This is a genomic window from Sphingomonas sp. FW306-1B-B10E, from assembly GCF_058782005.1.
Window position 1 is genome coordinate 1 of record NZ_JBYSXG010000046.1, and the last position, 22175, is coordinate 22175.

Annotated in this window: 16 protein-coding genes and 1 tRNA gene; 8 read left to right on the forward strand and 9 right to left on the reverse strand. The window is 67.2% G+C overall.

Going from position 1 to position 22175, the window contains the following annotated elements:
- Window positions 1-32: 32 nt before the first annotated feature.
- The 4 genes from hutU to AC3WJI_RS16400 all read right to left on the reverse strand — a co-directional run bounded on the left by hutU (window position 33) and on the right by AC3WJI_RS16400 (window position 2936).
- Complete coding sequence (gene hutU, locus AC3WJI_RS16385; RefSeq protein ID WP_492758351.1) at window positions 33-1703, reverse strand: urocanate hydratase; 1671 nt, start codon at window positions 1701-1703, stop codon at window positions 33-35.
- Window positions 1700-2518: an N-formylglutamate deformylase gene (gene hutG, locus AC3WJI_RS16390; protein WP_492758352.1), complete on the reverse strand. Its 819-nt coding sequence runs from the start codon at window positions 2516-2518 to the stop codon at window positions 1700-1702. The genes hutU and hutG overlap by 4 nt, the downstream gene beginning before the upstream one ends.
- The gene (locus tag AC3WJI_RS16395; protein ID WP_492758353.1) at window positions 2511-2801 is read right to left on the reverse strand and encodes an aromatic amino acid lyase; all 291 of its coding nucleotides are present in this window, start codon (window positions 2799-2801) and stop codon (window positions 2511-2513) included. Before AC3WJI_RS16395 ends, hutG begins: the two co-directional genes overlap by 8 nt.
- 16 nt (window positions 2802-2817) lie before the next feature.
- Window positions 2818-2936: transfer RNA gene (locus tag AC3WJI_RS16400), tRNA-OTHER, on the reverse strand.
- A gap of 129 nt (window positions 2937-3065) precedes the next feature.
- Between AC3WJI_RS16400 and AC3WJI_RS16405 the strand changes: the two genes are divergently transcribed.
- Entirely contained in the window at window positions 3066-4100 is a 1035-nt protein-coding gene (locus tag AC3WJI_RS16405; protein WP_492758354.1) for a hypothetical protein, read from the forward strand.
- On the opposite strand, the gene hutI is transcribed toward AC3WJI_RS16405, so the two are convergent.
- Window positions 4046-5248: an imidazolonepropionase gene (gene hutI / locus AC3WJI_RS16410; protein ID WP_492758355.1), complete on the reverse strand. Its 1203-nt coding sequence runs from the start codon at window positions 5246-5248 to the stop codon at window positions 4046-4048. The two genes, AC3WJI_RS16405 and hutI, sit on opposite strands and share 55 nt — an antisense overlap.
- 87 nt (window positions 5249-5335) lie before the next feature.
- Between hutI and AC3WJI_RS16415 the strand changes: the two genes are divergently transcribed.
- Complete coding sequence (locus AC3WJI_RS16415; protein ID WP_492758356.1) at window positions 5336-6694, forward strand: formimidoylglutamate deiminase; 1359 nt, start codon at window positions 5336-5338, stop codon at window positions 6692-6694.
- Window positions 6695-6699: 5 nt separating this feature from the next.
- Complete coding sequence (hutC, locus tag AC3WJI_RS16420; protein ID WP_492758375.1) at window positions 6700-7401, forward strand: histidine utilization transcriptional repressor HutC; 702 nt, start codon at window positions 6700-6702, stop codon at window positions 7399-7401.
- Between the two features lie 78 nt (window positions 7402-7479).
- Here the strand turns inward: hutC and AC3WJI_RS16425 are convergent, their stop codons facing one another.
- Complete coding sequence (locus AC3WJI_RS16425; protein ID WP_492758357.1) at window positions 7480-13140, reverse strand: VCBS domain-containing protein; 5661 nt, start codon at window positions 13138-13140, stop codon at window positions 7480-7482.
- Between the two features lie 453 nt (window positions 13141-13593).
- Between AC3WJI_RS16425 and AC3WJI_RS16430 the strand changes: the two genes are divergently transcribed.
- Window positions 13594-13938 (forward strand): hypothetical protein, encoded by a 345-nt coding sequence (locus AC3WJI_RS16430; protein ID WP_492758358.1) that lies wholly within the window; start codon window positions 13594-13596, stop codon window positions 13936-13938.
- Between the two features lie 313 nt (window positions 13939-14251).
- On the opposite strand, the gene AC3WJI_RS16435 is transcribed toward AC3WJI_RS16430, so the two are convergent.
- Genes AC3WJI_RS16435 through AC3WJI_RS16445 form a run of 3 tightly spaced genes read right to left on the reverse strand, consistent with a single transcriptional unit; the run spans window position 14252 to window position 17839 of the window.
- Complete coding sequence (locus AC3WJI_RS16435) at window positions 14252-15955, reverse strand: Dyp-type peroxidase (RefSeq protein ID WP_492758359.1); 1704 nt, start codon at window positions 15953-15955, stop codon at window positions 14252-14254.
- Window positions 15952-16977: a hypothetical protein gene (locus AC3WJI_RS16440; protein WP_492758360.1), complete on the reverse strand. Its 1026-nt coding sequence runs from the start codon at window positions 16975-16977 to the stop codon at window positions 15952-15954. The genes AC3WJI_RS16435 and AC3WJI_RS16440 overlap by 4 nt, the downstream gene beginning before the upstream one ends.
- Window positions 16970-17839 (reverse strand): hypothetical protein, encoded by an 870-nt coding sequence (locus AC3WJI_RS16445; RefSeq protein ID WP_492758361.1) that lies wholly within the window; start codon window positions 17837-17839, stop codon window positions 16970-16972. Before AC3WJI_RS16445 ends, AC3WJI_RS16440 begins: the two co-directional genes overlap by 8 nt.
- A 280-nt stretch (window positions 17840-18119) precedes the next feature.
- On the opposite strand from AC3WJI_RS16445, the gene AC3WJI_RS16450 reads away from it, so the two are divergent.
- Genes AC3WJI_RS16450 through AC3WJI_RS16465 form a run of 4 tightly spaced genes read left to right on the forward strand, consistent with a single transcriptional unit; the run spans window position 18120 to window position 22174 of the window.
- The gene (locus tag AC3WJI_RS16450) at window positions 18120-19757 is read left to right on the forward strand and encodes a ferritin-like domain-containing protein (protein WP_492758362.1); all 1638 of its coding nucleotides are present in this window, start codon (window positions 18120-18122) and stop codon (window positions 19755-19757) included.
- Window positions 19758-19780: 23 nt separating this feature from the next.
- Window positions 19781-20449: a hypothetical protein gene (locus AC3WJI_RS16455; protein ID WP_492758363.1), complete on the forward strand. Its 669-nt coding sequence runs from the start codon at window positions 19781-19783 to the stop codon at window positions 20447-20449.
- Window positions 20450-20456: 7 nt separating this feature from the next.
- Entirely contained in the window at window positions 20457-21383 is a 927-nt protein-coding gene (gene bufB / locus AC3WJI_RS16460) for an MNIO family bufferin maturase (RefSeq protein ID WP_492758376.1), read from the forward strand.
- Entirely contained in the window at window positions 21380-22174 is a 795-nt protein-coding gene (locus AC3WJI_RS16465; protein WP_492758364.1) for an HvfC/BufC N-terminal domain-containing protein, read from the forward strand. The genes bufB and AC3WJI_RS16465 overlap by 4 nt, the downstream gene beginning before the upstream one ends.
- Window position 22175 lies beyond the last annotated feature (1 nt).

Here is a 22175-nt window from a genome sequence, read left to right on the forward strand (position 1 = left end):
CACCCCTAGCCCCTCCCTTTCAGGGAGGGGGATCAGCGCAGGATCCCCGGCAGATCCAATCCCTGCTCGCGGGCGCAATCGAGCGCGATGGCATAGCCGGCATCAGCGTGGCGCATCACCCCGGTGGCGGGGTCGTTCCAAAGCACGCGCTCGATCCGGCGCGCGGCGTCGGCGCTGCCGTCGCAGACGATCACCATCCCGGAATGCTGCGAGAAGCCCATGCCGACGCCGCCGCCATGATGCAGCGACACCCAGGTCGCGCCGCTGGCGGTGTTAAGGAGTGCGTTGAGCAGCGGCCAGTCGGAGACAGCGTCGGAGCCGTCCTGCATCTTCTCGGTCTCGCGGTTGGGCGAGGCGACCGAGCCGCTGTCGAGATGGTCGCGGCCGATGACGATCGGCGCCTTGAGTTCGCCGCTTGCGACCATTTCGTTGAACGCCAGGCCGAGCCGGTGACGGTCGCCGAGCCCGACCCAGCAGATCCGCGCCGGCAGGCCCTGGAAGCGGATCCGCTCGGCCGCCATATCGAGCCAGTTGTGGAGATGCGCATTGTCGGGAAGCAGTTGCTTAACCTTGGCATCGGTCCTGCGGATGTCCTCGGGATCGCCCGACAGCGCCGCCCAGCGGAACGGGCCGATCCCGCGGCAGAAGAGCGGGCGGATATAGGCTGGGACGAAGCCGGGGAAGGCGAAGGCGTCGGTAACGCCCTCTTCGAAGGCCATCTGGCGGATGTTGTTGCCATAGTCGACGGTGGGCACGCCCTGCGCGTGGAAGTCGAGCATGGCGCGGACATGCACCGCCATCGAGGCGCGCGCGGCCCTGTCGAGCGCGTCTGGATCGTCAGCGCGGGCGCGCTCCCATTGGTCGAGGGTCCAGCCGAGCGGCAGATAGCCGTTGCGCGGGTCGTGCGCCGAGGTCTGGTCGGTGACCGCGTCGGGGCGGATGCCGCGGCGGACCATCTCGGGATAGATTTCGGCGGCGTTGCCGAGCAGGCCGACCGACGTCGGCTTGCCGGCGTCGTGCGCCGCCGCGACGATCGCGAGCGCTTCGTCGATCGTGCCCGCCTGGTGGTCGAGATAGCCGGTGCGCAGCCGCATCTCGATCCGCGAGGGCTGGCACTCGACCGCGATGCACGAGGCGCCGGCCATGGTCGCGGCGAGCGGCTGGGCACCGCCCATCCCGCCGAGCCCGGCGGTGAGGATCCAGCGGCCGGCGAGGCTGCCGCCATAATGCTGGCGGCCCATCTCGGCGAAGGTCTCGTAGGTGCCCTGCACGATCCCCTGGCTGCCGATATAGATCCAGCTGCCCGCGGTCATCTGGCCGTACATCATTAGGCCCTTGCGATCCAACTCGTTGAAATGCTCCCAGTTCGCCCAGTGCGGCACGAGGTTGGAATTGGCGAGCAGGACGCGCGGCGCATCGGCATGGGTGCGGAAGATGCCGACCGGCTTGCCCGACTGGATGAGCAGGGTCTGGTCGTCCTCGAGCCGGCGTAGGCTGGCGACGATCGCGTCATAGCTCTCCCAGTCGCGCGCGGCGCGGCCGATGCCGCCATAGACGATCAGCTCTTCGGGCTTTTCGGCGACCTCGGGATCGAGATTATTCATCAGCATGCGCAGCGGCGCTTCGGTGAGCCAGCTCTTGGCGCTGATCTCGCTGCCGCGGGGCGCACGGATGCTGCGGCTATTGTCGCGGCGATTGGTCATGAGCGGGTCCAGTCGAGGCAGGCGGTGAGGATGTCGCGCAGCTCGGCGGCGAGCGGCGCGGCGCGGTCGGGATCCCAGGGCGTCGGCCAATTGCTCTCGTCGGGCGCGTCGGGCTCGTCGAGATAGCCGCGGCAGGCGAGCTCCATCTGGATCGCGTGGATATGGATGTCCGGGCGGCCGTGGTGACGGGTGGTGTAGCCGCCGCGGAAGCGGCCGTTGACCACCAGCGAGCGCCCGGTGGCGGCGCAGGCACGTTCGACCGCGGCTGCGAGCGCAGGGTCGCAGGTGACGCCGTGGTTGGTGCCGATGTTGAACTGGGGAAGCTCGCCGTCGAACAGCCGCGGCATATGGCTGCGGATCGAGTGGCAGTCGTAGAGGACGACCGTGCCCTGCGCATCGCGGAGGCGGGCGAGTTCCTCGGTCAGCGCGGCGTGGTAGGGGACCAGCCAGCGGTCGCGGCGCTCGGCGATCTCGGCATCGTCGGGCTCTGCGCCGGGAAGGTAGAGCGGCTCGCCGTCAAAGGTGGTGGTGGGGCAAAGCGCAGTGGTGGTCTGGCCCGGGTAGAGCGAGGCGCCGGATGGATCGCGATTGACGTCGATGACGCTTCTCGAAAGCGTGGTGCGGACGATCGTCGCGTCCATTTCTTCGGCGAACTCGTAGAGGCGGTCGATCCACCAGTCGGCGTCCTTGCGCGCGCGCCACGGCGAGACGTAGCGCGGGAGCAACTCGTCGGGGATGTGCGTGCCAGTGTGCGGCATGCCGAGCACCAAAGGCGTGGCGCCGCGGCGGACGATCAGCCAGTCGGGCTCAGCCATGCGTCACCGATGGCACTGGGATGGCATGGGCGTCGGCGATCTCTTGAAGGCGGCTCGAGCGGACGATCTGCGCCGCGGCGGCGATGTCGGGGTGGAAATAGCGATCATGCTCGAGCGGCGGGACGGCGGTGCGGACCGCGTCATGCACCGCATGGATCGCGTCGCTGCTGCGGAGCGGCGCGTGGAAGTCGTAGCCCTGCGCGGCGGCGAGCAGTTCGATGCCGACGACGTTGGCCGTGTTCTCCGCCATCGCCATCAGCCGACGGGCGCCGTGCGCCGCCATCGAGACATGGTCCTCCTGGTTGGCCGAGGTCGGAATCGAATCGACGCTGGCCGGGAAAGCCCGCTGCTTGTTCTCGGAAACCAATGCGGCGGCGGTCACCTGCGGGATCATGAAGCCCGAATTGAGCCCCGGCCGCGGCGTCAGGAAGGCGGGCAGGCCCGAGAGCGCCGGATCGACCAGCATCGCCAGCCGGCGCTCGGACAGCGAGCCGATCTCGCACAGCGCCATGGCGATCATGTCGGCGGCGAAGGCGACGGGCTCGGCGTGGAAGTTGCCGCCGGACAGGACCTCGCCGGTGTCGGGGAAGACGAGCGGGTTGTCCGAGACGCTGTTGGCCTCGGTGGCGAGCGTGGCGGCGGCCTGGCGGAGCAGATCGAGCGCGGCGCCCATCACCTGGGGCTGGCAGCGCAGGCAATAGGGGTCCTGGACGCGCTTGTCGTCGTCCCGGTGCGAGGCGCGGAGCGGCGAGCCGAGCATCATCGCGCGGAGCATCGCGGCGACTTCCTGCTGCCCGCGATGACCGCGCAACTTGTGGATGCGCGGGTCGAACGGCGTGTCGGAGCCTTTGGCGGCCTCGGTGGAGAGCGCGCCGGCGACGAGCGCGGCGGTGTGGAGCGCTTCGGCTTCGAACAGTCCGGCCAGCGCAAAAGCGGTCGAGAATTGGGTGCCGTTGAGCAGCGCCAGCCCTTCCTTGGGACCGAGGGTGAGCGGCGCGAGCCCGGCGTCGCGCAACGCCGCTTCGGCGGGGCGGCGGCCGGCGGGGGTGTCGATCTCGCCGACTCCGATCATCGCCGCGGTCATGTGCGCGAGCGGGGCGAGGTCACCCGAGGCGCCGACCGAGCCTTGCGCCGGCACCACCGGCAGCAAGTCGCCGGCGAGCATGGCTTCGAGCAGTTCGAGCGTCGCGAGCCGCACCCCCGAGGCGCCGCGGCCGAGGCTGGCGAGCTTGAGCGCCATCATCAGGCGGAGAACCGGCCGCGGCATCGGCTCGCCGACCCCAGCGGCGTGCGACAAAACGAGGTTGCGCTGGAGCGTGTCGAGATCGCCGGGCTCGATGCGGATGCTGGCGAGCAGGCCGAAACCGGTGTTGACGCCGTAGACCGCGGCATCGCCGGCGGCGATCCGGGCGATCGTGTCGGCGGCGCGCTGGACCGCGGGCCGGCAGGCGGAGTCAAGCCGCGTCCCGGCGCCGCGATAGATCGCGCGCCATTGCTCGAGCGGCACGGCGCCGGGTTCGAGCGTGATCATGACTGGCCTCCGAAAATGCGGGCGTGGAGCGGGTTGAAGCCGATACGGTAGACGAGCTCGGCGGGCTCGGTGATGTCCCAAATCGCCAGGTCGGCGCGCTTGCCGGCTTCGAGCGTGCCGACCTGGTCGAGCCGGCCGAGCGCGCGGGCGGCCTCGCGGGTCATGCCGGCGATGCACTCGTCGACGGTGAGGCGGAACAGAGTCGCGGCCATGTTCATCGCGAGCAGCGGCGAGGTGAGCGGCGAAGTTCCGGGGTTGCAGTCGGTCGCCACCGCGATCGGGACGCCGGCTGCGCGGAGTGCGTCGATCGGCGGGGAGCGGGTCTCGCGGGTGAAATAGAAGGCACCGGGGAGGAGGACGGCAACGGTGCCGGACTTGGCCATCGCCTCGACGCCGGGCTGGTCGAGATGCTCGAGATGATCGGCGGAGAGCGCGCAGAACTCGGCGGCAAGCGCGGCGCCCTGCAAGTTCGAGAGCTGCTCGGCATGCAGCTTGACCGGCAGGCCGCGCGCGGCGGCGGCTTCGAACACGCGGCGGACCTGTGCCGCGCTGAAGCCGATGCCCTCGCAGAACGCGTCGACCGCATCGGCGCGGCCGGCAAGGGCGGGGATCATGCGCTCGCAGACCTGGGCGACATAGCCGTCGGCGTCGCCGGCGAATTCGGGCGGCAGGGCATGCGCGCCGAGAAAGGTGGTCGCGACGTTGACGGCGCGCGCTTCGCCGAGCGCGCGCGCGGCTTCGAGCATCTTGAACTCGTCGGTCTGCGACAGGCCGTAGCCCGACTTGATCTCGATGGTGGTCACGCCCTCGGCCAGCATCGCGTCGAGGCGGGGCAGGGCCTCGGCAACGAGCTGCTCCCGGCTCGCGGCGCGGGTCGCCTGCATCGTCGAGACGATACCGCCGCCGGCGCGGGCGATTTGTTCGTAGCTCGCGCCTTCGAGCCGCAGCTGGAATTCGTGCGCGCGGTTGCCGGCGTGGACGAGATGCGTGTGGCAGTCGATCAGCCCGGGCGTGATCCAGCGGCCGGCGCAATCGTGGGTGATTTCGGCCTCGAACGCCGGGGCGTCGGCGCGCGGACCAGCGTAAACGATACGATCATCGCGTGTGGCGAGCAGGCCGTCCTCGACCACGCCGAGCCCGGGCAGGTCGCCGCGCAGCGTGGCCAGTCTGGCGTTGCTCCATAGCTGCTCGACGCGCACATGTCCTCCTCGCGACCGCGATCGATCCTCTAGGATGCCGGATAAAATGTCTATACATTTGTCGGCGGGACGGTGCGGGAGGTCGCGATGCAGGGCTGGTGGTTCGAGACGGCGTTGCTGGCGGACGGGTGGGCCGACCGGGTTCGCGTGACCGCCGAGGGCGGGCGGATCATTGCGGTGACGCCCGATGCCGAGCCCGAAGCGGGCGACGAACGCCACCGCGTCGCGCTGCCGGGCATCGCCAATCTGCACAGCCACGCCTTCCAGCGCGGCATGGCGGGGATGGCCGAGCGGCGCGGGCCGAGTACGGACAGCTTCTGGACGTGGCGCGACCTGATGTACCGCTTCGCCAATGCGATCGGGCCCGACGAACTCGAGGCGATTGCCGCACTCGCCTTTGTCGAGATGCTCGAGGCGGGGTTCGTGCGGGTCGGCGAGTTCCATTACGTCCACCACGATCGCGACGGCACGCCGTTCGCCAATCCGGCGGAGATGGGCGCCCGGCTTGCCGCCGCGGCGGCGGAGACCGGGATCGCGCTGACCCTGCTGCCCGTGCTGTACATGACCTCGGGGTTCGGCGGAGCGGCGCCGAAGCCGGAGCAACGGCGCTTCGTCCACGATGCCGACGGCTATGCGCGGCTGGTCGAGGCATCGCGCGCGGCGGTGTCGGGGCTGGCCGATGCCCAGGTCGGCGTCGCGCCGCACAGCCTGCGCGCGGTCACCGCCGAGGGGCTCTATGCCGCGCTCGCGGTCGGCGGCGGCCCGGTGCATATCCATGTCGCCGAACAGATCGGCGAAGTGACCGATTGTCTGCGCCACAGCGGCGCGCGGCCGGTCGAGTGGCTGCTCGCCAATGCGCCGGTCGATGCGCGCTGGTGCCTCGTCCATGCGACGCACGTCACGCCGACGGAGCTCGACGCCATCAGGCGAAGCGGCGCCGTGGTCGGACTATGCCCTATCACCGAAGCCAATCTGGGCGACGGTATCTTCCCTGCAGCCGAGTTGCTCGCCGCGGGCGGACGCTTCGGGGTGGGATCGGATTCAAACGTGCTGATCGAGTTGGCGCAGGAGCTGCGCAGCCTCGAATATTCGCAGCGGCTGGCGCGTCACGGGCGCAATCTGCTCGCGAGTGCGGACTGTCCGTCGACCGGACGGGCGCTGTTCGATGCGGCGCGGCGCGGCGGGGCGCTGGCACTGGGCGCTGGCGAAAGCGGGCTTGCGGCGGGTGCGCGCGCCGATTTCGTGACGCTCGACCTCGCGCACCCCAATCTGGCGGGGCGCAGCGGCGACGCATTGCTCGACGCCTTCGTCTTCGCCAATGGCGGCGGGATGATAGACGGGGTGTGGAGCGGCGGGCGGCAATGGGTGCGGGGCGGGCGGCATGTCGCGCGTGAAGCGGTCGTGCGGCGCTATGGTGTGGCGCTGGCGGGGCTCGGGATCGCGTGAGCGAGATGCGTCCGCTCTACCAGGCCATCCGCAGCGCGATCGAGGGGCGGATCATGTCGGGGGCGCTGCGCCCGGGGGACCGCATCCCGTTCGAGCACGAGCTGATGGCCGAATATGGCTGCTCGCGGATGACGGTGAACAAGGCGCTGTCGGCGCTGGCGAGCGCGGGGCTGATCGCGCGCCAGCGGCGGCGCGGCTCGTTCGTGACGCGGCCGCGGATCCACATGGCGGCGCTGCAGATTCCCGATATCCGCGAGGAGATCGAAAAGCGCGGGCACGCCTATGCGCTGCAGCTGGTGGAGCGCAGCGCGCACTCCGCGGGCGATTCGGAAGCCCTGTCGCTGCGATTGCCCGTAGGCCGCGAAGTGCTGTCGCTTCGCTGCGTGCATCTCGCCGACCAGCGGCCCTTCGCGGTGGAGGCGCGGTTGATCAACCTCGCCGCGGTGCCTGAAGCGCGCGCTGCCGACTTCGCCGCGACGCCGCCGGGAAGCTGGCTGCTCGCGCACGTGCCATGGACCGAGGCCGAGCACCGCATCACCGCAGCGCCCGCGGGCGATATGGCCGACGCGCTCGAGCTGGAGGCAGGCCGGCCGTGCCTCGTGCTCGAGCGCTGGACGTGGCGCGAGGCCGAAGCGATCACCTATGTCCGAACCACGTTCGACGGCGACCGCTTCGACCTCAGCGCGCATTTCACCGCGCAGGGCTGAACGACCCGAGGCTTCTCCCGAGCGATCGCGGCATGTGCCGCTGCGCTCGGGACAGCTGAGAGACGGCCTCCGGCGCCTTCAGAATAGCGCCTCTTGATAATGGTAGTGCGCCACGTCGCTGACGGGGTCACTCCAGCTGAACGACGCATCGCCGGTCGCGACGAAACTGTCCGTGAAGGCGATGCGCGCGGGCTGGTCGAGGAACAGCAGCAGGTGGTCGTCGGAGTCGAATGCTGCGAACCCCGACGGCGCCGGGTTGTCCGGTACCAGGGCAGTTCCCGCGCTCGGCGCGGTAGCGCCGGCGGTCTGGCTCACGGCGATGTTCGCCGGCGTGGCGACGGGGGTGTTTCCGTTGGCATTCCACGTCGCGACCGCGTCGTCGTCGAGGCCAGGGCCGCCCTCGACAAAGCCCTGGAGGAAGATTCGCGGATCGGAGGTGGTGTTGAGATCCGCAGTGCGCAGCCGCAGCAAATTGGTCGGGCCGCCGGCGAGCACGTCGTTGTTGATGATGTTGGCATAGACACTGGCGGTCTCGCCCGCGGACGAGGAACCGGCTGCGATGTTGATGTCGGCGATCGCATTCGGGTCCGAGTCGAGCGTGTTGTTGTCGAGCGTGAGGTCGAGCCGGGCATCGCCGAACCGCGCCTGGACGTCGACCGCCGAGCTGCCATTGCCCGCGCCCATCACGATTTGATTGTCGCGCGCCTCGACAATCGCAGTAGTGCCGGTGTCCTGGGTAAGGATGCGGATGCCCGAGCCGATGCCGTTTGCGGTGATCGCGTTGTCGTTGATCCGCCCCTCGAGATCGGCGCCGCCAAAGCTGGTGACGTTGACGGCGTTGCCGCCGCGGCTCTGGATGACATTGTCGAGGACGTTGAACGCGAATTGCGACGTGCCGCCGGCATTAAGGTCGATGCCGACGCCGATATCGGCCTGACTGTCGATCTGGTTGTTGAGGATGTCGACGCTTAGCACGCTGTCGTCGTTGCCGATGACCTGGATCGCCTGAGTGCTGAGCCGGACGAAGTCGCTGTCGACGATGTGGATGTTGGTAACCGGCGCGCCCGCCGCAGTGCTGAAGCTGCGGAACTGGAAGCCGCCCTCGCCATTGGGGTTGGCCGGGCCACCGGTCTCCGTCGTCTGGCTGTCGCGGAAGGTGACGTTGTCGAGGACCAGGTTGAGGTTCACGTCGGTATTGACCACGTCGAGGCTGTTGGTCTCCGAGAACGAGATCTCGCTGTTCGAGATCGAAGAATTGCCCGACAGGTTGATGAACTCGATCCCGCTTTCGTCGGGCGCGTTGCCCGCCTGGGTAATCGAGCTCGCGTCCATCGTAAAATCGGCGACGTTGATGCCGACAATGCCGGTGTCGGCGGCGCCGTTGATGTCGACATTGTCCAGCGCCGCGCCGGCGACGCCGCGCAGATAGATCGCGGCGTTGGAGGCGCTGAGGTCGAGATCGCTCGAACTGCCGTTGACCGTATTGGCATTGGTCAGCGCCAGATTGCCCAGTTCGAGTTCGGCGGTGTTGATCGCTTCGATCCCGCGGATACCGATATTCTGGATGGTGCCGCCCGAGCCGTCGGTGGTGCCGAGCCCGGTGACGTGCAGCCCGCCATCGGCGCCGGTGCCGTTGAGACGGATGCCGTAGGACCCGCCATTGGCCGAGACGCTGTCGAAGGTGAGGTCGTCCGCGCCTATCGCCGTGCCGATGACGCTGATCGCGACGCCGCCCGCCGCGCTGACGTCGTTGCCCGCGCCGGTCGCAGTGACGGTGCCGCCACCGCTGGCGTTGAGCCCGGTGCCGGTGGTGGTGGCGATGTCGAACCCGGCGCCGAGCGCGAGCGCGCCGCTGTTGCCGACGAAATTGACTGCCGTTGTGGTCGCGGTCGCGACGGTGCCGCCGCCGGCGAAGGTCGCGCTGAGCGACGATCCGGTGATGTCGATGCCACCGCCGCTATGCGCGCCGATGATCGTCGTCGCGCCGGTCACGGTGAAGCTGCCGCCCACGCCGGCGAGGTCGATCGCGCCGCCGGTCGAGGCGGTCGACGCCGCGCTGTTGAGGGTGACGTTCAGCGTGCCGCCTTGGTCGATATCGACGATCTGGCCGGCGCCGGACTTGCCAACGTCGCTGACGCTGAGGCTGCCGACGGTGCCGCCGCTGTCGGCAAGGCCGGCGCCGGTGGTATCGCCGATGTCGAAGCCCGCGACATGGTTGTTCTGGGCGAGGTCGACGCCGTTATTGGTGCCGCCGGTGGTGACGATCGTCGGGCGGCCGGTGCCCTGCTCGATCGTCTCGGCGCCGATCACCAGGTCCTGCCCGCCGCCGATCAGCGTCTGGCCGTCGAGCAGGTTGACGCCGTCGGCTTCGGCATAGGTGCCCAGGCCTTCGCGCAGATAGATGGTGTCGCCGACGGCGGGACCGTCGGCGGTGCCCTGCGCCGCGTTGAACGCGGCGAGCGACGTGAACGGGTCGGCCTGGGTGCCGAGATTGGCGCTGTCCGCCGCGGCATTGTCGATGAACCACACGGCGTTGGCGCCGACATTGATCGTCACCGTCGCGGTGTCGCTTTCGCCGTCGGCATCGGTGAGCGTGTAGGTGAAGCTGTCGGCGCCGCTGAACCCGGCGGGGGGCTCGTAGCTGAACGAGCCGTCGGGGTTGACGGTCACCACGCCGCCATTGGCCGAAGTCGCGTCGAACGCCGTGACCGAGGCCTCGCCCGGGCCGGTGCCGACGCCATTATCGTCGCTGTCGTTGGCGAGCACGCCGTCATTGGCGTCGACGGTGAGCGTGACGTTGCCCGGGATGGTATAGCTGTCGTCGACTGCGTCGGGCGGCAGGTTGTCGGCCTCGCCGGTGATCGTGATCGTGACGTCCTGCGTCGCGGTACCGCCATGGCCGTCGTCGACCGTGACGGTATAGACCTGGGTCAGCGTCTCGCCCTCGTCTAGGAAGTCGATCGCGCTGTCCTCGACTGCGAAGTGCCAGCCGACGGTGTCGCCGGCCTGGTTGACAGGGTCGAGCGTGAAGGTCCCGAGATAGCCGCTGTCCTGCGGGGCGAAGCTGGCGCTGTGGGTGTCGCTGAGGTCGGCGTCGTCGAACGCAATGTCGCCGCTGTCCTCATGGGTGAAGGCATTCTCGGCGGGGTCGCCGTTGAACAGTTCGTGGATCTCGCCTTCGGCATCGGTCTCGCTCGTGTCGATCACCGGCGCATCGTTCTCGCCGGTGATCGTGACGGTGACATCCTGAGTCGCGGTACCGCCATGGCCGTCGTCGACGGTGACGGCATAGGTCTGGGTGCGCGTCTCGCCCTCGGCGAGGAAGTCGATGGCGCTGTCCTCGACCGCGAAGTTCCAGCCGACGGTGTCGCCGGCCTGGTTGACCGGATCGAGGCTGAAGGTGCCGAGATAGCCGGCGCCTTCGGGCACGAAGCTGGCGCTATGGGTGTCGCTTAGGTCAGCGTCGGCGAACGCGATGTCGCCGCTATCCTCATGAGTGAAGGCGTTCTCGCTGGGATCGCCGTCGAACAGCTCGTGGATCTCGCCGCCGGCGTCGGTTCCGCCGGCGTCGATCACGGGCCCGTCATTCTCGCCGGTGATCGTCACCGTGACGTCCTGCGTCGCGGTGCCGCCATGGCCGTCGTCGACGGTGACGGCATAGGTCTGGGTGCGCGTCTCGCCCTCGGCGAGGAAGTCGATGGCACTGTCGTCGACGGCGAAGTTCCAGCCGACGGTGTCGCCGGCCTGATTGACCGGATCGAGGCTGAAGGTGCCGAGATAGCCGCTGCCTTCGGGCACGAAGCTCGCGCTGTGGGTGTCGCTGAGATCGGGATCGTCGAAGGCGATGTCGCCGCTGTCCTCGTGGGTGAAGGCATTCTCGCTCGGGTCACCGTCGAACAATTCGTGGATCTCGCCCTGGGCATCGGTCTCGCCCGCGTCGATCGCCGGCGCATCGTTCTCGCCGGTGATGGTGACGGTGACGTCCTGCGTCGCGGTGCCGCCATGGCCGTCATTCACCGTGACCGTGTAGACCTGGGTCAGCGTCTCGCCTTCGGCCAGGAAGTCGATCGCGCTGTCGTCGACGGCGAAATGCCAGCCGACCGTGTCGCCGGCCTGGTTGACCGGATCGAGCGTGAAGGTGCCCACATAGCCGCTGTCCTGCGGCACGAAGCTGGCGCTATGCGTGTCGCTGAGATCTGCGTCGCTGAACGCGATCTCGCCGCTATCCTCATGCGTGAAGGCGTTCTCGGCCGGATCGCCATCGAACAGTTCGTGGACCTCGCCCTCGGCGTCGGTCCCGCCGGCGTCGATCACCGGGCCGTCATTGGTGCCGGTGACGGTGACCGTCGCGGTCGAGGCCGAAGTCGCGCCGAACTGGTCGGCGATCGTGTAGTTGACCGTGACGGTCGCGGTCTCGCCGGCGCCAAGGTGGTTGAAGTCGCTGCCTGGATCGAAGCGGACCTGGTTGGACACCGCCGTCGCGCTGCCCTGGCCGGCGGGTGCCGAGGCCGAGGTGACGGTGAGCACCGCGCCATTGTCGACATCGGTGTCGTTGGCGCGGACGTTGATCAGCACCGCGGCATTCTCGGTGGTCGTCGCGGTGTCCGGATGCGCGACGGGGGCGTCGTTGTTACCGGTGATCGTGAAGACGAGGTTGGCGGTGTCCGAGGCGCTGCCGTCCGACGCGGTATAAGTGAAGCTGTCCTGCGCGACCTGGCCTTGGGCGAGCGCCTGCGCATTGGCGTTGAGCACGTAATTATAGGTGCCGTTGGCGTTGAGCGTCAGCGTGCCATAGGTGCCGTTGAACACGCCCGGGGTGACGGTGAGGGTGTCGCCGTCGAAGTCGAAATCATTGTCGAGCACGCTCGCGGTGCCGCTATTGTAGCTGCCCGCATCCTCGCTGAGCGCGACGGCGTCGTTGGACGCGATCGGCGCGTTGTTGCCGGTGAGGTCGATCGTGACGTCGGCGAATTGCAGCCGCTCGACCGAGACCAGCAGGTCGGCACCGTCCGCACCCGATCCCGGGCCGCCGGCACCATTATGGACCATGCCGGTGATCGGGCCGAGGCGATAGATCGTATAGTCGGCGAGCGATCCCGAATAGACCGCGGTATCGGTGCCCGCGCCGCCATCGATATAATCGAGCCCGGCACCGCCGGTCAGCCGGTCGTTGCCGTTGCCGCCGCTCAGGACGTCATTGCCGTTGCCGCCAGAGAGCTGGTCGTCATTGTCGCCGCCGTCGAGCTGGTCGTTGCCGTCGCCGCCGATGAGCACGTCGTTGCCCGCCCCGCCCGAGAGCTGATCGTCGTCGGCACCGCCGTCGAGCGTGTCCACGCCATTGCCGCCATAGAGCGTGTCGAAGCCGGTGCCGCCGTTCAGGACGTCGTTGCCGTCGTCGCCGTACAGCGTGTCGTTGCCGGTGCCGCCGTGCAATTCGTCATTGCCGGTTCCGCCGCTCAGCGTGTCATCGTTAGAGTCGCCATACAGCGTGTCGGTGCCCGCGCCGCCGCTGATCGTGTCGTTTCCCGCGCCGCCGAAGATGTCGTCATTGCCATCTTCACCGTTCAGCGTGTCATTGCCGTCATTGCCTTCGATATGGTCGTTACCGGCGCCACCATAGATGGTGTCGTTTCCGCCGCGGCCAAAGAGATTGTCGTTCCCGCCAAGGCCGTAGATGATATCGTTGCCGTTGGAGCCGTTGATCGTGTTGTTGCCGTTATTGCCGGTATAGGTAGGCATGTCGGTATCCCCTTATCGCAGCGCAGCAATTGAAAGATAGAAATACAAATGGGCATTGTGGATGACTTCGGCGTGCTGCAATGTGGCAAGCACGTCCTTGAAAATTCTAGTATTTTCTCACAACGCTGGCGATAAGCGCCGTCTTATAACAAAGATGGCACTAATCCCTGCACGACTCGATGTTGATTTAAAGCGTAACGACCCGAGGTTACTCGCCGATGACTTCGAGTCCATAGCGAATGAGACAGATTGAAACGGATTCGCAACGAATCTTAGCCGCGCGTGCGTGGGGTTTTCGCGTTATTGCCGGCAATCCTTTCTGCCTCGGAGGCGTAGTTTCCGTGCAGGGCTCACGCATCTTGGGCACGACTGGCCGGCAAAAGTCTGGCGCCGATCTGAACGGGGATAGCGTCGGGGTGGGACCTCGCTGCTGCGCCGTACGTTGAGCGAGCCATGGCGCACGCGAGCAACATCGTCCATCCATCCGGACCGGACGCCCCGCATGCGTTCGACATCATTCCGCTCAAGCCGAGAAATGGGTCTCTCGATGCGGAGTGTCCCATTTGTCGCGGACATGGCGAATGGAACAGCGAGATCGATCTGGTCAGCTTCCGCTGCAAACGCGCGATTTGCGGGCGATGCTTCGGAGCCGGTTGGGTTGAAACGGGCAGCGATCCCATCGGAGTGCCGGACATCGAGCTTTCGCTCGCGGGCAAGCCGGCATGGGTGACGCGCTATATTCCCAAGGAAGACGTGCCCGAAGACTCTTTCCAGGAAGGCAATCTGCTGGCGCCGTAGATCACGCCAGGCAATTCGCCGGTGATTCTGTCCGGTGTCACTGTCGACGGCGGTGCGCCGATTGAATGATCGATCGTTAGAACTTCAGTGAAGCGGGGCGACCATGCCACCCCGCTCGCCGGCAATGCGGCGATCCTTAGAGGCTGCGGTCGTCCGCGCATCTTTCGCGCGCATGTCGACCACTGCGACGATCGGATGCCAACCTTTACCCGACAGCGGATCGCTTCGCTTCGATCGGCGACCAAGCCGGTATGCGGGGCCCGGCCGGCGACCGCTGGCGTGTCGACGGGGTGCCGGAATGCGGACATTTCGATCAGGTAGGGTCGATGATACCCATCGCGATCATCCGCAGCGCGGTCATGCTGGGGAGGAAGAAATAATCCCCGCCGCGCGGCTCGACGAGCTGAGGGATCCGGTCGCAGATGAAGGGCAACCTCCCGGCCTCGGGGTCGGCCGGGATCACCAGCTTGGGCGCGTCCTTCTCGGCATGATTGCCGATCACCGGGCAAGTGTCGCTGCCCGCGTTGAAATCGAGGCCGTATTGCATCCATTGCTGCTGCACGAACTCGAACTGGCGGAAGAGATTGGTGCAGATCGCCATGAAGATGATGCCGTGGTCGCCGTCATCGGCGGGGGCATGGGCGTCATACTGGCCGTAGGGTAGGCCGCGGCGCAGGATCCGCCTGCGGTTGATGATCGCGCTGCCGTCTTTCGAGGTGCCGTTGGCGGCGAAGGTCGGCCCCAGCGTGTCGCGCGGATTGGCGCGGCGCAGATGCGAAGTGACCGGGCATTTCGCGCCCGCCGGATCGGACGCGTAGATGAAGTTGGTGAATTTCAGCGCGATCTCGGCCAGCTTGGCCTTGTCCTTGTCGGCGCGCGCCTTGTCGAGCTCGGCCTTGAAGCGCTGCCAGTCGGCGAAGGTCGGCGCGACCATCAGCGGCACGCCGTCTTCCCAGCGGCCGACCATCTTGGCCTTGATCGTCTCCACTGCCTCGGCATGGGGCACCTGGTGGATCTGGGCGTAGCGCTGGGCCTGCTCGTCGAGATAAGCGTGGAAGGTGCCGACCGCCTCGTGCAGTTTGCGATAGGCCATGAAGGTGCCATTGCGGCTGAACGCGATCGGCATCGCGGCGCCGGGAATCTCCTGTGCCTCGTCGGGATAGCCGAGCAGGAACTCGCCGGTGGCCAGCGGCTGCCAGCTGCCGTCCGCCATCAGCTTGCCGCCGCCCGCGACGCGCACGCGCTCCGCCTCGCCCGAGAATTGGCCCGAAAAGACCGGGTCGCCAAAGCCGTCCGAGAGCCCGAAATGCTCCTTGTTGGTCGGCCAGCACCGGTCGCCGTCCTGGCGCATCACTGCGGACAGGTCCTGCCACTTGGCATTGTGCGGCCCCACCCCGTCGAGCAGCACCACGCCGCCGCCCAGCTTGTCGCACAAGGCAATGATCGCGTCGGTCTCGGCCTGCAGCTCGGTGCAGGCAGTGCCGTCGGGGTTCTGCTGGGCATAGAGCGTCAGCAGGATGTGGACCCGCTTGTCGCCCTTGGAATCGCGCCACACCGCGTCGCGCTTGTCGAGGAAGGGATCGTCGCCGAGCAGGGCGGCGCGCGCCTCCATCCCGTCGATGAAATCGTCGGGCATGCCGCGCAGCGTCCGGGTCGGCACGCCGAGCGCGAGCAGCCCCAGGAAGGTGAAGCCGATGTTCAGCGTCACCTTGGGCTTCAGCAACTGGACGCGGCCGGGATAGTCGGGCTCGCCCTCGGCACGGGCAATGTCCTTCACGCGCGGATTGCGGGTGCGCAGCAGCGGCTCTTCGCGGTTCGGATCCTTCCAGCGCGCGGCGGTGGTGATCTTGGGCCGCAGCGCCTCGACAAAGGCGCGGCCCTTCCGCGCATCGCGCACAGTCAAATAGAAATTGCGCCCCTTGGGAAAGCCGTCGCCATAAGTGCGCAGGATGCCGCCCTGGATATCGGCGAGATCGAGCAGCGTCGCGGCCGGCGCGGTGTTGGCGGCGTTGGTCATGCCGCGTCTCCCGGCAGCTTGCTGCGGATCACGCCGGCAGGCTGGGTGGGCCCGTCCAGATCCGCGGGTTTGGTGGCGTTGAGGAACTTGCGGAATTCGGCGCCCCAGGTGGCGGGATCGCGGCGCTGCTGCTCGATCGCGAAGCGAGTGAAGGCCTGTTGCAGATACAGGCCCTTCAGCACGTTGCGCAGATCGGCGCCGGGGGAGGCGGGGTAGGGCTGCCTGCCCTTCCACAGCACCCAATAATAATCGACGATCAGGCCGAGGATCAGCAGTGCTAGCCCCGCCCAGGGCATCCAGCTCCAGCCGCTCCAATTCGCGAAATCCGCGGCCCATTGCCAGCCGGTCCAGCGCAGGAAGCAGGCGGCCAGCGACGCCAGCAGCATCAGGATGCCGGCGCCCGGAAGCAGCGCGAGGCCGGTGGTCGAGATCGGATGGAGCTTGGGCGGCACGTACCAATAGTCATGGAACGGCATCGTCGTTTCGATCTGGCAGCCGATCATATAGGTTGCGAAGGCAGCCGCGTCGGCGACCTTGTCGAAGCCGTAGCAATATTGGAAGATCGACCGCAGCTCGGGCTCCATCTGGCCCCACAACTCCTCGAAATAGCGGCGCGGCTCGCCGGCGCCGCTGGGATCGGGCAGGTCGAAATCGATCGTCCAGAGGATGTAGGGGCAGGGGATCTGGTCGACCGGCTGGGGATCGAGCAGGTTGGTGCCCCGAACCGCGTCGACCAGCGCGTTGCTGTGGTCGCGGCCGTTGAAATAGGGCTGGTCGAGAATCACCAGCCGCGTGAAATGCGTGCGCAGATTGCGCGAGAAGGGGCTGTTGAGTCCGATTTCCTCAGTCGCATGCGATTGCAGCGCGGTCGGCAAGGTCTCCAGCACTTCGCGCACGACATGGATGGGCGAGCTCTTGATGACTCCCTTCTCGCCCTTGAGGCTGCGATGCTCGACGATGCCTTCGTCGCACACCGGCACGGCGGCGGTGAAGAAATAGGTGCTGACGTCGATATTAGCCATTGGGCGTCTCCTCGCTTTTGGCGGCGGGAGGTGCGGGTGGCGGTTCGGCCGTCTTGGGCGCTTCGTCGCTATGCGGCGGCGAGCCGAGCGTGGCGGCAACCGTGGCGCGGACCGCGGCCTTGGCGCCTTCGTCCTGGTTCGCACTCGACGCGATGACCACTTCCTTCGACACCGGATGCAGCGCGCGCTCGGCCTCGATTGGGCCGCTGCCGCCTTCGGCCCATAGGCCCAATTCGGCATCGGCGCGGTTGCGGTCGGCGGCGGCAGTGTCGCAGCTCGCGACCGGCGCATAGCCCGGCGAGCCCATCCCGCCCTGGTTCGAGATCAGCAGCCGCGCATAGGCCGCGGCCAGCGCAGCATCGTCCCATGCCCCCGCCTGGGCGGCGATCGCGGCGAGATCGTGCGACAGCTTGAGCGCCAGCTTGATGTCGCGCTGCCCGCTGCCCGGCGTCGCGTTATAGTAATAATTGGTGTCGACCTGATTGGCGCGGATATAGTTCTTGAACGGCGTGATCGGGATCGAATTGGGATATTTGGTGCTGGAATACCAGAACAGGTCGAGCCCGCCCGGAATGCCGTCGGCGAAGGCGTCGATATACTGGTCCCAGGTGCCATTAAAGTTGCTGCAGAACAGCATGTAATCGTTGGCCAGTTTGGCGGGCGGCTGGCCCAGCTGCGGCCATTGGTCGCGGCGGATGATGACCCAGCGCGCGAAATGAATGAAGCCCAGGCCCAACAATCCCGACAGCGTCGCCGGAAGCGCCCGCGACATCATGAACAGGAAATTGTTGATCCACGTCACACGAGGCCGCATCGGCGTGACGACGTTCATGCCATAGGCTTTGCCGGCCAGGTTGCTCATTGATCCGTCCCCCGAGGAGCAGCGCAAGGTGGCGATAGTCAAGCAAACGCACGGACTGATCGTCGCGGCGTTCGTAATTTTATTGCAGCGAACTTAGGTTTGTATCGGCAGCGTTGGCAAGAGATTTCATCGATAATGATCTATTCATAACGAAATTTGATCGGATAAGAGATGTTTCCTGTTGCCGGCCGGATAGCGTACTAATATGCCTGCATCCTAACGCGGGTTTGTGTCCGTTTAATTGTCTCCCGCCAGAAACATTCGGACGAGAGGGGCTCCCATGGACACGCCTGATCCGGTGACGCTGCTCACGCCCGCCGAGCAGGCATTCGTGGCGACGCTCAACGCCACCTGGACGCGGGATCAGGTGCTCACGCGTCTGAAGACCGACCTCCAGACCGCGATCGAGATCGAACTCGCGACGATCCCCATCTATCTCTACACTTATTATTCGCTCGTCCGGAACAACGAGAGCGGCGAGACGATCAGCGCTGAGCAGCTCTTCGCCAACAAGGCGGGCGGCATCATCATGAGCGTGGCGGTGGAGGAAATGCTCCACATGTCGCTCTCGTCGAACATCCTGTGGTCGATGGGCGTCATGCCCCAGCTCTACGGCAAGGCGCCGGGCGCCTATCCGACCGGGCTGCCCTATCACAATCCGCAGGGGCCGGCAGGACCGGACGGCAAGACCGCGGTGCTGATCCCGCTCGGCAAATTGAGCTTCGAACAGCTCTGGCACTTCCTCCAGATCGAATATCCCGAGCAGTGGAACGCGCCGCCGCAGGACGGCAATTGGGATACGATCGGCCAATTCTATTCGTACCTGCGCTGCCTGCTGAGCACGCAGTTCCTCGACGATTCGGACTTCCAGCGCGGTTCGGTCAGCAACGCGATCCAGCCGTACAACTACTCGCCGAACAATGTCGACACGCTCTATCCGTCCGCCGGTTTCGATCCGTGGAAGCCTGCGCCGCCGGCGACGGTCTCCTGGACCGACCCGATGCAGGGCGCGGCGGCCGCGGCGGTCTATCCCGATTATGCCGACAGCCATGCCGGTCAGACCCAGCTGGTCGCGGTCCGGTCGGTCCAGGACGCGGCGACTGCGATCGACACGATCTGCGATCAGGGCGAGGGCGTGCCGATCCCCGATGTCGGCCCCAGTCCCGACGACGACCCGTCGAAGGACGAGGAGTCGCATTATGTGAAGTTCCTGACGCTCCAGGCGCAGTTCGCCGACTATGCGGGGACGAGCGAGGTACGCCCCTCACAGCCGCCCGCGCCGGCGGACGTGATCCAGCCCGCGGTGGACGGCCAGGCGCTCCTCGACGCCGGGGTGCTGGTCGACCTGCCCGAGAGTCCGCTCGCATCGAGCTACCCCGAATATTATGTCGACATCGCCAATTTCTGCAGCGCGTGCTTCCAGTACATGCTGGTGATGACCGAGACGGTCTATCTGGTGCCGCCGGAGAAGCAGAAGCTGTTCTTCAACGAGGGGCTGCACCGCTCGATGATCTGGGTGCTCGACAAATATATCCGCACGATCCGCCAGATCCCGATCCCCACCGGCGACTATGCGGGGATGATGATGGGCCCGACCTTCGAGAATGTCTCGCTGGGCGCGCGCGCGGACGCGTTCCAGGGACTGACCGCGTTCGGCAACAAGGCGATCGCCTCGGCCAACAAGCTGATCGAACAGCTCGACGCCAGCGAAGTGGTCGAGCACGTCCAGGAACTGTTCGCCCCCGGCAGCAACACCGCCGACGCGGTCAAGATCGAGAAGGACGACAGCGACCTGATCGGCGTGCTCCAGAACGTCATTTATTATGTCGGCGTCGCGATCTCGAAGACCGGCACCAACAATGTGTCGATGCACCTGCCCGATGTCGGCCCCTATTGGACGGCCGCCCAGCAAGCCTGACGCCCAGGCGAGAGGAACAATCCATGGCATCCTGCTCCACCCCTCCGTCGCCGACCCCCGCGCCCGGGGTTCCCGTGCCGGAGCCCTATCCCTATGCCGCCGAGCCCGCCTTTCCCGGCCCGGGCGTGATCGGGCCGCAGCCCGAGGGCGTGCCGCTTCACGCCTGCATGGGGTTGAATGCCTGTGCGGGGGCGGATCGCTTCGGGCTGTTCGGCGCGCCCGGGCGCGAGCCCAATGCCTGCGCCGGGCAGGGCTATTGCGCGACCGGCACCGACCATACGTGCCACGTACAGAACGAATGCAAGGGGCAGGGCGGCTGCGGCCTCTACGGCACCGGCGAAGAGATGAACAATCCGGGCGCCAATGCCTGCCGTTCGCAAGGGTCGTGCGCGACGCCGATCAATGCCGAGCGCTTCAGCACCAACGGGTCGAACCAGGGACAGAGCGTCTGGCTGCGCGCCCGCGCGGTGTTCGAGGCGAATTGGGAAGCCACGCGGCAGGAACTGCTCGCAGCGCAGGCGGCGCAGAAGCTCGCGCCCGGCCAGCCGCTCCCGGCGACGCCCGGAAGCCCGCCGGCCGCCTTTGCCGCAACCGGGCCGACCTATTTGTGGATCTCCGAAGACAATGCAGAGCGCGGCAACATGACCGCCTGCGGATCGAGCGGAATGAGCGGTGCCGGTGGCTGCAGCTGAGGATTTGCTGGCGAGCCTGCCCCGGCTGGGGTTGGGGCTTGGCCTGCGTGGCGTGCATTTCGATGCGATCCTGTCGGGCGAACGGCAGGATCTGTGGTTCGAGGCGATCTCCGAGAATTTCATGGATTCGGGCGGACGGCCGCGCGCGATCCTGCGTGCGGTCGCCGAGCGCCATCCTGTCGTCCTCCACGGCGTCTCGCTCTCGATCGGCAGCACCGATCCGCTCGACAGCGCCTATCTCGCCGCGCTCAAGCGGCTGGCGGACGAGATCCGCCCCGCCTGGGTCAGCGATCATCTCTGCTGGACCGGGGTGAACGGGCTCAATTCGCACGACCTGCTGCCGATGCCGCTGACCGAGGAGAGCCTCGAACATGTCGCCGCCCGGGTGATCGAGGTGCAGGACATTCTCGAACGCCCGCTGATCCTCGAAAATCCGAGTTCCTATGTCCGCTTCGCCCAGTCGACGATGGACGAACCGGCCTTCCTGCGCGCGCTGGCCGATCGGACCGGCTGCGGGCTGCTGCTCGACGTCAACAATGTCTATGTCAGCTGCTTCAACGCCGGCACCGATCCGCGCGCCTATCTCGAAGCCTTCCCATGCGACCGCGTCGTGCAGATGCATCTGGCCGGGCACCAGGATCTCGGCAGCCATCTGATCGACACGCATGATCGGCCAGTGCGCGCCGAAGTGTGGGAGCTGTTCCGCCTCGCCTGGGCGCGCACCGGCGGCGCGTCGACCTTGCTCGAATGGGACGACCATATTCCCAGCTTCGAGGATTGCGTCGCCGAACTCCGCAAGGCGGAACACTATATGGCCGGCGACGCGGTGCCGCGCGAAGCCGTCGCACGAGGCCGCGGCGGCGAGGCCGTTTCCAACCCGCTCGGTTTCCTCATACCGCGCGCGATCCATGGCGTGATGGAGGATGCGGCGTGACCGCGCTGGCCGGGGTGCAGCACCGTATGCACGCGGCATTGATCGATCCGCGGGCCGACCCCGGCGCGGCGCAGGCGCTGTTCGAGAGCGGCGGGCGGCTCGGCGCGGCGGGCGGACTGGCGGTCTATCAGCGCGGCTATTTCCTACGCCTCGCCGCGTGCATGCGCGAGCAATATCCGGCGCTGTGCCACGCGCTCGGCCGGGCGCTGTTCGATGATTTCGTCGCCGACTATATCCGCGATTGCCCGCCCGAGCGGCACACGCTGTATGACCTCGGCCGCCGCTTTCCGGGATGGCTGGAGGCGAACCGGCCCGAGCCGGAAGCGCGCGAGGCGTGGGTCGATTGCATGATCGACCTTGCCCAGTTCGAGACCACGGTTTTCGGCATGTTCGATGCCGAGGGCAATGAGGGACGCCCCTTCGCGACGCCCGATACCCCAGACAGCGCGCTACGCCTCCAGCCCGCCTTCGCGCTGGGTAGCTACGGCTTTCCCGTCGCCGGCTATTATCACGCCGTGCGCCGCGGCGAGGCGCCGCTGTTGCCGGGACCGGCGCCGAGCCACGTCGCCCTGGTCCGAACCGACTATGTCACGCGCACCGTGCCCCTCAGCGCGCCGCTTTACGCATTCCTCGCGGCGATGCGCGCCGGAAGCGATGTCGCCGCGGCGCTGGCGATCGTCGCGGCGCATCATGGGCTCGATCCCGATGCTGCGACCGGCATGTGGCGCGGCGCGCAGGGCTGTCGCGAACGCTGGATCGAATGGGGCTTCTTCGTCGCAGCGGACGGCTGAC